Origin of the sequence: Prolixibacter sp. SD074 (assembly GCF_009617895.1) — a bacterium.
In the GTDB taxonomy this organism is placed as follows: domain Bacteria; phylum Bacteroidota; class Bacteroidia; order Bacteroidales; family Prolixibacteraceae; genus Prolixibacter.
This window is the reverse complement of record NZ_BLAW01000001.1, coordinates 632,966-645,223: the sequence shown is the minus strand read 5'-3', so window position 1 is coordinate 645,223 and position 12,258 is coordinate 632,966. Positions and strand designations below refer to the sequence as shown.

Here is a 12,258-nt window from a genome sequence, read left to right as displayed (position 1 = left end):
ACATCCATGGCATAAACTTTCTATCCCTAATTATCATACCGGAACACGCCTCTTCCTTCTTTCCTGCCCTTCCTCTTTTCTGGTAATATCTTTCACCCTGTTGGTGGTGTTTTACACGTTATTCTGCGCTGACTGACAAATTATCGACTTCTATCGCATGAACCTTTTTCCGCCTTAATCTGCTCGTAACAGTAAATCCAATTAATTACACTACCTTAGCCGCCTTGATCTACATATAATATATGACATTTAAAGAATTAGAGATTATCGAACCTATCCTGAAAGCACTTGCTGCTGAGGGATATTCAAAACCCACCCCGATTCAGGAACAATCCATCCCCATTTTATTGAAAGGAAGAGACCTGCTCGGTTGTGCACAGACTGGCACCGGCAAAACTGCCGCTTTCGCCATTCCCATCCTGCAACATCTATATCAAAAAAGGAAACAAGATAATGGTCAGCGCAAAATCAAGGCGCTCATTGTAACACCCACAAGGGAACTTGCCATTCAGATTGCAGACAGTTTCTCGACGTACGGCAGATATACCGGCATCAGGAATACCGTTATTTTTGGCGGCGTAAAACAAGGCCCGCAAGTTCAGACGTTAAAGAGAGGTGTCGACATTTTGGTCGCCACGCCGGGCCGTTTACTCGACCTGATGAACCAGGGATATGTTTCCTTAAAAGATATTGAATACTCAGTGCTGGACGAAGCCGATCAAATGCTTGACATGGGCTTCATTCATGACATTAAAAAAATTATTGCCCAATTGCCGGCCAAACGGCAATCACTGTTCTTCTCGGCTACCATGCCGCCTGACATTGTCAAGTTGTCGAACAAACTGTTGGGCAGCAACCCGCAGAGGGTAACTATTCAGCCCAGGCAAACCACTGCCGAAAAGGTAGAGCAGTCGGTATACTTCGTCAGCAAACAGGGCAAACCGAAATTGCTGGTGCACCTGCTCAAAAATGAGTCAGTGAATTCGGCGCTCGTTTTTACCCGCACCAAGCACGGAGCAGACAAGATTGTCAGGATACTGGAAAAAGCAGGCATCAATGCCGGAGCCATTCACGGCAATAAATCGCAAGGTCAGCGTCAACGGGCACTGGGAAGTTTCAAAAGCGGCCGGATGGGCGTTCTTGTGGCAACCGACATCGCCGCACGCGGTATCGATGTGGAAGAATTGTCGCATGTCATCAACTATGACCTGCCCAACATTCCCGAGACCTACGTTCACCGCATTGGCCGGACCGGACGGGCCAGCGCCAGTGGTATTGCCATGTCGTTTTGCGATACAGAGGAAAAGGCCTACCTGAAAGATATTCAAAAGCTGATTGCTCAAAATATTCCGGTGGTAGCTGAACATCCTTATCTAAGTGATGGATTGGAAGCCCCTGTATTGCATCAGGCGAAACCACAAAGGTCTTTTAAGGGCCAGCGGCAAGCTAATCGGAATAGCAACGAAGGAAGAAACAGTCGGCCAAAACGGCCACGCATTTATTCGCAGAAACGAAATTCGTAAACAACCGAGGCTGTTCCAATGGTTGAGTTAATAAGATTACTTACCCATTGGAAGCAATCTTCATTATACCACTTAAAAGACTTCAGCCATCTTAAGTGTCATCATTCTGGCGGGATATACCGGATTGGTCAATATAAACAAAAATAGTATTTTCGGTTACATAAACTTTGTTCTCTTTCTTTAAAAAAAGACCATTATGGACATGGTTAGAATATTACGAAAAGAATGATGAAAGGAACGAGGAGTCATAAAATTATTTAATCTAATAAATCAAAAAGATGAAGAGACTACTACTTGTGGCTATCGCCGCCTTCGGAATGTCAGTATCCAGCTGCACCATGATGAACTATGGCATGAAGCGTCAGGAAAATTATGTGCATTTTGACCGGACCGATTTGGATTTATCTGCACAATTCAGCGCCGAAGGAAAATCGGTAAAAATACTCATGATAGATTGGTCAAGACTATTTGCTCCCGGTCATCATCCCGATGGATACTTCACGAAAAGTGGAGGTGTTCCCATCATTGGTTCGCCGAGTGCCGATTGTGCCAGCAGAGAGGCTTTGCACAAAATCATTAAAGACCATCCAGATTATGACTTTATCATCTATCCCCGCTATGAAGAAAAAATTAGTGGCTTATGGCCCTTCTATTCAAAAAGAACCGCAAAAGTCACTACTCGTTTGGCAAAAATAAAATAAAAAATATTGGGAAAGACGAGAAAATCTTAACGACATTAACAGATGCAATATGAAAGAGGGTGTCCGAAAAGTCCAAAGAGCATTTTCAGAACTATCAAATTGTAAGTACAGCTTTAGTTATTTACCCCTAAATCCCCTGAAGGGGACTTTAAGCCTCACCTTTAGGGAGTCCCGATGTCCATCGGGAGGAGGGGTAAATCCAAGATTGCTTTCAATTTGAAAGTAAACACTTTTCCAATTCAACTTTTCGGACACCCTCTTTCATTATCCCGTTATGGATGTTTTATTGCCTAATGTTTAATAACCGATTCCCAATGCGACCAGTTTTTTTTCGTCGCTACCTCACGAGTGGAATTATCATACAAATCCTTCTCTCCCATTGAATCTGATGCTGATTCATTCACATCATTCGAATTCATTGTTATATCCTCCTTAGTAGAAAAATCAGCTTGGCTGTTTAGTGGCTTTGAATCCACATTACTGGAAGCTGAACCGCTAGCTGCAAGTGGATTATTTTGACTGACCACTATTCTATTTTCTCTAATAGCAATGATAAACGAATACTTGTCAATCTTTCCTTCGCTAATAAAATTACGCATCTCGTCTTTGGCGTTATGCAACGAGGAATAACTTCCAACTTGCACATGATACATTCCATTTTGAGTATGATCAACAATAGCTAACTCACCATTTTGTTTTAATCTATCTTGCAGACGAATAGCATTGCGATAAACCTGGAATGAGCCGACAACAATTGAAAACGATGCAGAACGAGAATCTGAATCAGTAGCATCTAATGCAAATTGACCGAGATCCAAAACCCATGATTTGGGAACAATGTCTTTCTCTAAAACCAGCTCATTTCTTTTGCTAATGGCTTGTCCCCGGCTGGCATAAGGCCCCAGTCCAACACGATAAAAAGTGTGATACGAATAAATGTTACATGGATAACCTTTGCGAACCATCTTCTTCTTCTGCCGGACAGCATTGGCTTTGTGATGAAAAGAACCAATAATGATCAGATTATTCGATAAATTCGATGCGCTTGCCTGCCAGGCAAAAAATCCGGTCAGGATCAACATGTAAATCCGTTTAAACTCCATTTTTGTTGATATTTAAAATTATAAGTTATTTTTTCCAAACTGCCACGGTGGCCTCCATTTCGACAGTTGAGCGGAATTAAAACTGCAAATTAACAAGAATAAAGATAGATAAAAAACACAAGTTATTATCATAAAAAGGAAGTTTCTATATTCAGTCAAAAATACCAACAAAGTTTACAGGAATTGGAAAACCTGTATGGCAGTTTAAGCCAAAAGGCATTTAAAGGTAAGTTGACTTTGAATGATGAAGGTTTGTTAATGGCGGCGGAACCGGAAACGCAATATAAACCGTCAATATAAAATCATGTACCACGTTTCCGACAATGCCATTGCCACCCGTCTGCGTAATCATGTCAATCTTCGCCATCCTGGTTCAGACAATTATCCCATCCTGAAAAACATGCGATGTGCTGGGACACGTTTTCGTGTATTTAATTAACCGCCGCACCCGGGAACTTTCGGGTGACGATATCAAAAAAATTGCCGATACCTACCGCAACCGGCGGGCCTCAACAAGCTCGGCCGCCTATAAATTACACCGAAAGCACAAAAGATTTGGAGCAAAGGCTTGCACAGCACCAATCAGGCGAGGGAGCTAACCATACCCGGAAGCATTTGCCTGTACGCCTGGTTTATTATGAAGAATACGCAAGAATAGACGATGCCTTTTATCGCGAAAAACAGGAACAAGGCTGGAGCCGGAAAAAGAAGGAAGCGCTGATAAACGGAAACATGGATATGCCTCCGGAGTTGGCAAAGGCATATCGGGATAAGGGTGGCTCCGGGAAGATGAAAGGTGCCTTCGAGAACCTCACCCACCCGAAAGACAACCAACCGTTGCCTGAGGCTCTCGAAGGCAACGCTAAAAACAAAACACCAATGAGTGAATGGAAAACATATAAACTAGATAATTTTCTCGAAATTAATCCCTCTGAAAGTATCCCAAAAGAAATTATTGCGAAGAAAAACGCAATGGAAGTTTTACAACCTTTTTCTAAGAAGATTTCGGCGTATAGATTGGAAGAGTTGGTGCATATTGCGGTAGTTTGTATTTTGAAAATCAAAAGGTCTGAATTTCAGATAATGCAATGAAACTCGGACATACAACGACCGTCTCCGGACAAATATCGACCGTCAGTTGCAATACAACGGCCGTCACCGGTCACACAAAAGGGGCCGTTTGCTTCAATGGGCTGGAATGCAACGGATAACCACCACCAGAACCGGTACACCGGGCAATACCATTCACAAATACGCGGAGCGTGTGTAACGAAGCGGGTACCCGGCTGTCTAATGGGGAAACAAGCAGGTAATGAAGGGGCCAGCGGGCCAACAGCATTTTTCAACTTCTACCTGATAAATAATAAAACAAATTGAGTACTTTAGTTCCGGTGAAAGGCGCACCGTTGGCAGAGCCTGACGACAAAAAGGGTACATCATAACGACGCAGATATGACAACATTACTCTTTAACCTCACATGGTTAAAGCATTTTCTCGCAATATTCTTCTTAACCTTTATTCACGAGGATGCTGCCATACTGGCGGCCGGGTTCTCGCGTGTCGAACACCATGTGCCCCTCGTGTTGGTGTACACCGCCGTTTACACGGGAATTGTGGCCGGCGATGTGCTGATTTACCTGCTCGGACGGTTCGCCCAGAAGAACGCCTGGCTGCGCCGGAAAATCATCGGCCCTAAGGTCGAACGGCTCCACAACTGGATTGAATCGAACCTGACGAAGGTACTCGTCATGTGCCGCCTCACTCCCGGCCTCCTCTTCCCTACTTTCGTGGCATGCGGCTGGTTCAAAATCCCGCTGGGACGGTTCACCCTGCTGTCGACCATTATCGGCGGCGTGTACACCTCCATCGCCCTTACGCTGGTGATTGTCTTTGGCGATTTGGTGCTGGTCCACCTGAACTACTGGGCGTGGATACTGGTCGCCATCATCGTTATCGTATTCGCCTCCACCAGCCTGCTGAAACCGAAGTTTGCCAAGGTGACCGAACGGGCACTCGACGACGGCGAAGCTCCCTCATTTTTGAAAATGATGAAAACCTATAAGTCCGGACGGAAAAACCGGCATACCGGGATGCCGTCACCCGACGGGCTGAAACGGCTCGTTTCGTTGGCCGAACGCCTCCCCAACGGATTATTTTATATCCCGGTAGGATTACGCTGGTTATTCCTGTCGGCGCGTTATCGTTCACTGACCCTGCCCACTGTGTCGAACCCCATGATTGAAACCGGTGGTTTCTGGGGCGAGTCGAAGAGCGATATCATGCAACAGGTTGGCGGCAACCACCAGCAATGGGTAGCCGAGTTTGTGACCTTCGAACGAAACGGCAAGGGCGTGGATGCCGATTTGCAGGACGCGCTTTCGCTGATGAAGGAAAAAGGGCTGGAGTTCCCGGTAGTGGTGAAGCCCGACGTAGGCTGGCAGGGCTACGGCGTACGCCTGGTGGAAGAGGATGCCCACCTGCTTCATTACCTGGATGAATACCCTACCGGGGAAAAACTGCTGCTGCAGCGCCCGGTGCAACACGACGGCGAAGCGGGTATTTTTTACGTCCGTTATCCGGGCGAAGAACACGGTAAGGTGATTTCGGTGACGTTGCGCTATTTCCCGTATGTGTACGGCGACGGGACATCGCCCCTGCGGGACCTTATCCGCAACAACCCGCGCATGAAAACCCGCGCCAATTATTACCTGGGCGGGAAAACAGAACACATGAGCCTCGAAAAGCAGTACCTCGACATGGTGCCGGCCGATGGTGAGCTGATTCGGCTGTCGTTTATCGGGAGCATCCGCGTAGGCGGCCTCTACCGCGATGCCAGTCATTTGATTACCCCGGAGTTGACCGGGCGCTTCGATGCCATCGCGAAAAGCATGCCGGAGTTCTACTTCGGCCGCTTCGATGTGCGCTTCGAATCGACCGAACTGCTGCAAAAAGGCGAAGGATTTTCCATCATCGAAATCAACGGCGCAGGCTCGGAAGCCATCAGCGCCTGGGATCCCGAGGTTTCCATCTTCAAACTGTACAAAGCGCTGTTCAAATCGCAAAGCCTGCTTTTCAAAGTCGGCGACCTGAACCGTTCGCGCGGCTACAAACCCATGACGATCATCGATTTCCTGAAAGCCGCCAAAAAACAGAACAAACTCATCGATCAATATCCGCCGGCGAGCTAGAAAGACACCATCTTGTTATCAATGTATGGGGGCGAACCTTTTGATTGTTTGATGAAATCGGATAAATAGGCTTTCGACAGAGATAACCCGATGAGGAAAAGCTGCAATGAAAATGATGCCCGACAGGAAGGGCCAATTGTTAAAAAAATGATTTTAACGCCATCTCACTCTATTTCATGGTCTTCAGCTCTTCCATTCCTGATCTAAATTTCTTAGCTTTAGGATATGAAGGAATTTCCCCCCCAAAACAGCCACCAGCAGGAAAAGCGGGTCGCTAACGAAGAACTGGATAATTTCCGGTTGATATCGAGGCACCACTCCCTGAAACTTCTGAAGCAGACAGAACGGGAGCGACAGATAATACTGCAATGTACCATCCTACCCGGAACACTTTCGGGCGTTATTGGTCCGGTTCGTATCTGGCCAACAACCTATCTCATCGACCGCGAGAATAATTACCGCAGCCAATTGATGGCTGCCTGGAATATTTCGCTGTATCCTGATTGGTATCCTGTTCCTGACAAAAATAAACTTCACCGTATCACGCTCGTATTTTCGGGACTTCACCAAAATTGCAAGCAGTTCGATTTGGTAGAGGATATTCCTGAAACTGGAGCATTCGTGGTGAGAAACATTCCCCGCAACCAGTTGGGGATTTACGAAGTGCAGATTTAACTAACTGAAAAGAGAATTCCTGAGAGCTATCAGTTTCGAATATGCTCATTTTCGACAAAATGGCCCATGCAATAGTTAGCTGAATGAATTGAACAATAATATAATGTACATAAAGCACCGCCGAAAATTGATGAATACAAAAAATTACCTCCGACGCATTCACTATAACGGTCAGACCTCCGTATCCCTTCAAACGTTAACGCAACTACAAAAAGCACATTTGCTCCATGTTCCATTCGAGAACCTGGACATTCACCGGAAAGTTTCCATCCATTTGAATACGGAGGCCATTTATAACAAGGTTGTCCTCCAACACCAAGGAGGGTTTTGCTACGAGCTGAATGGCTTGTTTTATGAACTCCTCAGCGAACTTGGCTTTAAAACACGGCGCATTTCCGTCCGGGTACTTCACCACGGTAAATATGCACCGGAATATGATCACCTGGCCGTCGTTGTTTCCATTGATGGCACCGATTATCTCACCGATGTTGGATTCGGAGAATTTGCTTTTGCGCCGCTTCAACTTGATACAACGGCACCACAACATGATGAAAGAGGAATATTCCGGATTGACCGCTACAAAGAAATTTACTACCGGGTAAACAAACAAGAGAAAGAGGTCTGGCAGCCGGTTTACATTTTTGAAAACAAACACCGGGAATACCAGGAATTTGAGGCCATGTGCCAATATCATCAAACCAGCCCCGATTCACACTTCACGCAAAAGCGAATGATTACCCTTCCAACCGATGGTGGACGCATTACCTTAACCGATGACCTGCTCACAATCAGTCGAAAACAGGAAATGACGCAGGAAAAACCAGTGAACAGTAAAGAGGAATTCAACACGCTTCTTTTCACGTATTTCGGACGGTATTTGAATAAGTAGCCCTTCAGTCAGGCTCAAAAAAGAATTCCGGGATAAAGTGTATGCAATAAAACATTACCCTGCTGATAATTACCACATCGGCCAGGAAGAAATTGCCATTGACCAATGAACGAAATCCAGCCATGGTTGTTTTCAGGACGAAAAATGTTCGATCAATTCTTGTATTTATGGTACGATTGGGTCGAATATTAAGTGAAGAAATCGGTTATAAAGGTGAAAAAATTAGGAGGGCGTGATATAAATCTCTTTTATTAAGATTAAATCTTTATAATTTTCACGTCGAAAGAAAATACTAAGCAAGCTCATATGTCAACATTAGAAATCCCTTACGGGAAAGTTCTTAAAAATTTGTCCAAAGAAGATATCCTGAATGACTACAAGCTGGCGCACATCAGTCGGCAAATCAGTTTTATCGGACGCAAGGAGGTGTTAAGGGGTAACGCCGACTTCGGAATCTTTGGCGATGGAAAAGAGATCGCTCAGTTGGCCATGGCCCACTTTTTCAGAGAGGGCGATTGGCGTTCAGGCTATTATCGCGACCAGACGTTTATGCTGGCCGCCGGGATGACGACTCCCGAAGAACTATTTGCACAATTGTATGGCGACACGGATGCAAAAGCCAATCCGGGAAACGCCGGCCGCTCGATGGTGAACCATTATGGTACGCCCAACGTAACACCCGACGGCCAGTGGCTCAACCTGGTCGAACAAAAAAACACCGCCTCCGACATTGCTCCCACTGCCGGTCAAATGCCTCGCATGGTTGGACTGGCATACGCATCGAAACTTTACCGGAACAACAAAGATTTACACGAGTACACACAGTTTTCCGATTTGGGTAACGAAGTGGTTTTTGGCACTATTGGCGATGCCAGCTCTGCCGAAGGCCATTTCTGGGAAACCGTCAATGCATCGGCGGTATTGCAGGTCCCGCTGGCACTCTCGGTATGGGATGATGGATATGGTATTTCCGTTCCCGGAAAATATCAGATTGCCAAAGCCAACATTTCAGAAGTGCTGAGTGGTTTTGAAAAGCACAAGGGCGATGAAAACGGTATTTTGATTTACCGTGCAAAAGGATGGGATTATGCACGCCTGCTGGAAATGTATGGCGAAGGCATTGCCCGTTGCCGGGAAAAGCATATTCCGGTTCTTTTCCATGTAACGGAATTAACCCAGCCGATGGGGCACTCTTCGTCAGGTTCGCATGAACGTTACAAACCGAAAGAACGCCTGGAATGGGAAGCCGAGTTCGATGCTATTCTGAAAATGAAAGAATGGCTGTTGGTAGAAGGAATCGCCACTGAAGAAGAACTAAAATCGTTGGAAAAAGAGGCGGAAGACATCGCGCGAAAAGCGAAGGACAAAGCCTGGAAAAATATCAAGACTCCGGTACAAAAGGAGCGCGACGAACTGGTTCGTATAGTGGAAGGCCGTTCCTGCAGTTGCGTAGATGCCCTCAGTGATGAAGTGGACGCCATTGCCGGCACATTAAAAAAAATCAAGTACCCCATCCGAAAGGATACCGTCAGCTCGGTCCGGAAAATCATGCGGAATGTTTGCCGCACCTGCCCGGCCAAACGGAGCCTTCAGCTTCAGCTTTCCAACTGGTTGAAAGAACAGGCGGTACAGAACCACGAACGATACAGCAGCAAACTATACAGTGAAACGGATTTTGCAGCCGTAAAATCAACCGCTGTTCCGCCGGTCTTCACCGCAAAATCGGAAACCATTCCCGGCCGTGAAGTACTGCTGAAAAACTTTGATAAGCTGTTTGCCAAATACCCGTTATTGGTCACCTTTGGCGAAGATACCGGCGCGTTGGGCGATGTCAACAAAGGACTGGAAGGCATGCAGGCCAAATATGGCGAACTCCGGGTAACCGACACCGGTATCCGCGAAACAACCATCCTGGGACAAGGAATTGGTCTAGCATTGCGCGGAATGCGCCCGATTATCGAGATACAGTACTTCGACTATATCCTGTATGCGCTGCAAACGCTTAGCGACGATTTAGCCACGCTGCACTGGCGTACCGCCGGCGCACAAAAAGCACCGGTCATTATCCGCACCCGCGGGCACCGGTTGATTGGTATCTGGCATTCCGGTTCACCACTTAGCATGATCATCAACTCGCTACGGGGAATACACGTTTGTGTACCGCGCAATATGACACAGGCAGCCGGTATGTATAACACGCTGTTGGAATCGGATGATCCGGCGCTGGTAGTTGAGTCGCTAAATGGTTACCGAATCCGGGAGAAATGTCCGGAAAACCTGGGCGAGTTCAAAGTGCCGCTCGGTATTCCCGAAATCATGCACGAGGGAACAGACGTAACGCTGGTTACTTATGGTTCCTGCGTACGCATTGCCCAGGAAGCGGTAAAACAACTGGAAGACTTTGGCATCAGCGTGGAACTGATTGATGTGCAAACGTTGTTGCCGTTCGATACCACCGGCGTTATTGGGAAATCACTTTCGAAAACCAACCGCATTGTCTTCTTCGATGAAGACGTGCCGGGCGGAACAACAGCCTTTATGATGCAACATGTGATGGAGAAACAGCACGGGTATTTCCAGCTCGACTCCGCACCAAAAACTATCACAGCCCAATCGCACCGTCCGGCCTATACAACCGACGGCGATTACTTCTCGAACCCGAATGCCGAGGATGTGTTTGACGCCATTTACGAAATAATGAATGAAGCCGATCCCAAACAGTTCCCGCCCATCTATCCGGAATAGAGAGCCATTACAGCCTAGGAAGCCTTCCTGCCCGACAGGAACACCGCGAAAGCCGGCCGGACAGACGAAAAACGTAACAGGGACACGGACTGTGATAAAAGGATTGTTTTTCCGGGAAACCGGAAAATAAAAACCGGCCCTTGAGATATTGAAAGAGATAAAGAAAACAGGTTGAAACCGGAAAGTTCCAACCTGTATAATCTAAACCTGATGATTATTAATTATAATCACTAACTGGATACCGAAGTCCTGTCAGACTCCACTAAAACACGTTTCTTTATTTCAATACCGAAAAACGGTAGATGCACTCGTGACGATACGTTTGTCCCGGCTTTAATGTCGTAGTCGGGAACTGTGGTTTGTTCGGAGAATCGGGATAATGCTGCACTTCGAGGCAGAACGCACTGCGATGCCCGTACGGCTTACCCGATTTGCCAATTTCCTGGCCATTCAGAAAGTTACCGGTGTAGAACTGGATACCGGACTGGTCGGTCAACACGTCCATCCGGATTCCCGATGCCGGAGAATAAACGGTTGCAGCCAATGCCACATTGTCGCTTTTGTTATTCAGCACCCAGTTGTGGTCATATCCTCCCGCGTACTTCAACTGCGTATTATCGGCGTTGATGCGCTGGCCAATGGGCGTCGGCTGTGTGAAATCAAATGGAGTTCCGGTAACCGATTCGATAACGCCTGTTGGAATCAAAGTCGAATCAACCGGCGTAATACTGTCGGCATTCAACATCATTACGTGATCGAGAATGGTTTTGGAACCTTCTCCCGAAAGGTTGAAATACGAGTGATTCGTCAGGTTCAGCACCGTTTCCTTGTCGGTGGTTGCCTTGTAATCAATCTTCATCCCGTTTTGCGAAGTCAGTTCGTAAGTAACCGTAACATCCAAATCACCCGGGTAACCTTCTTCCATGTCGGGTGAATAATAGGTAAACTGAATTTTTGAATCGCTCAGTTTCTTTGCATTCCAAACAACGGTAGCATATCCTTTCGGCCCACTGTGCAAACTATTCTTGCCATCATTGGCCACCAACTTATATTCAACGCCGTTAAGCGTAAATTTTGCATCACCAATACGGTTGGCATACCGCCCAATCGCTGCTCCAAAGTAGGTTTGCGGACGATGAATGTAGTCGTTCAGGTTATCGTAACCCAGCACGACATCCGTTGGTTTTCCGTCCTTGTCAGGCACACAAAGTGCTACGATGCGGGCACCGTAGTTGGTCACCTTCATACCAATGCCGTTCTGACCGACCAGGGTATACAGCTTGACCTGCTTTCCATCGACCGTTTGATGGAATTTTTCCGGACTAATTTTCTGAACATCCGGTGTAAATACTGATGGTTTCGACTGTGGCTGACAACTCATCATCACAACCGTCAAAACCAGCGAAAGCATTGTTAAACTCGTTTTCATGGTG

9 protein-coding genes are annotated in these 12,258 nt (G+C 46.6%); 7 read left to right on the top strand and 2 right to left on the bottom strand.

Annotation, left to right across the window (positions count from 1 at the left end; genetic code table 11):
• The first annotated feature begins 242 nt into the window (after positions 1-242).
• Positions 243-1,523: a DEAD/DEAH box helicase gene (locus GJU82_RS02725; protein WP_153630745.1), complete on the top strand. Its 1,281-nt coding sequence runs from the start codon at positions 243-245 to the stop codon at positions 1,521-1,523.
• A gap of 278 nt (positions 1,524-1,801) precedes the next feature.
• The gene (locus tag GJU82_RS02720; RefSeq protein ID WP_153630744.1) at positions 1,802-2,224 is read left to right on the top strand and encodes a hypothetical protein; all 423 of its coding nucleotides are present in this window, start codon (positions 1,802-1,804) and stop codon (positions 2,222-2,224) included.
• A gap of 290 nt (positions 2,225-2,514) precedes the next feature.
• Here GJU82_RS02720 and GJU82_RS02715 read toward each other — a convergent pair whose 3' ends face one another.
• Positions 2,515-3,306, bottom strand: coding sequence for an SPOR domain-containing protein (locus tag GJU82_RS02715; RefSeq protein ID WP_194830948.1), 792 nt, complete (start codon positions 3,304-3,306; stop codon positions 2,515-2,517).
• Positions 3,307-3,789: 483 nt separating this feature from the next.
• Between GJU82_RS02715 and GJU82_RS02710 the strand changes: the two genes are divergently transcribed.
• The 5 genes from GJU82_RS02710 (at position 3,790) to GJU82_RS02690 (ending at position 10,825) form a co-directional block, all read left to right on the top strand.
• Complete coding sequence (locus GJU82_RS02710) at positions 3,790-4,419, top strand: GIY-YIG nuclease family protein (RefSeq protein ID WP_228488537.1); 630 nt, start codon at positions 3,790-3,792, stop codon at positions 4,417-4,419.
• 360 nt (positions 4,420-4,779) lie between these two features.
• Positions 4,780-6,516 (top strand): VTT domain-containing protein, encoded by a 1,737-nt coding sequence (locus tag GJU82_RS02705; RefSeq protein WP_153630742.1) that lies wholly within the window; start codon positions 4,780-4,782, stop codon positions 6,514-6,516.
• A gap of 225 nt (positions 6,517-6,741) precedes the next feature.
• Positions 6,742-7,191 carry a hypothetical protein gene (locus GJU82_RS02700; RefSeq protein ID WP_153630741.1) on the top strand — a complete coding sequence of 150 codons (450 nt, stop codon included), beginning with the start codon at positions 6,742-6,744 and terminating at the stop codon, positions 7,189-7,191.
• A gap of 130 nt (positions 7,192-7,321) precedes the next feature.
• Positions 7,322-8,080: an arylamine N-acetyltransferase gene (locus GJU82_RS02695; protein WP_194830947.1), complete on the top strand. Its 759-nt coding sequence runs from the start codon at positions 7,322-7,324 to the stop codon at positions 8,078-8,080.
• Between the two features lie 306 nt (positions 8,081-8,386).
• The gene (locus GJU82_RS02690) at positions 8,387-10,825 is read left to right on the top strand and encodes a thiamine pyrophosphate-dependent enzyme (protein ID WP_153630739.1); all 2,439 of its coding nucleotides are present in this window, start codon (positions 8,387-8,389) and stop codon (positions 10,823-10,825) included.
• A gap of 277 nt (positions 10,826-11,102) precedes the next feature.
• Here GJU82_RS02690 and GJU82_RS02685 read toward each other — a convergent pair whose 3' ends face one another.
• Positions 11,103-12,254, bottom strand: a complete 1,152-nt coding sequence (locus tag GJU82_RS02685; RefSeq protein WP_153630738.1) for an aldose epimerase family protein — start codon at positions 12,252-12,254, stop codon at positions 11,103-11,105.
• Positions 12,255-12,258: the final 4 nt, after the last annotated feature.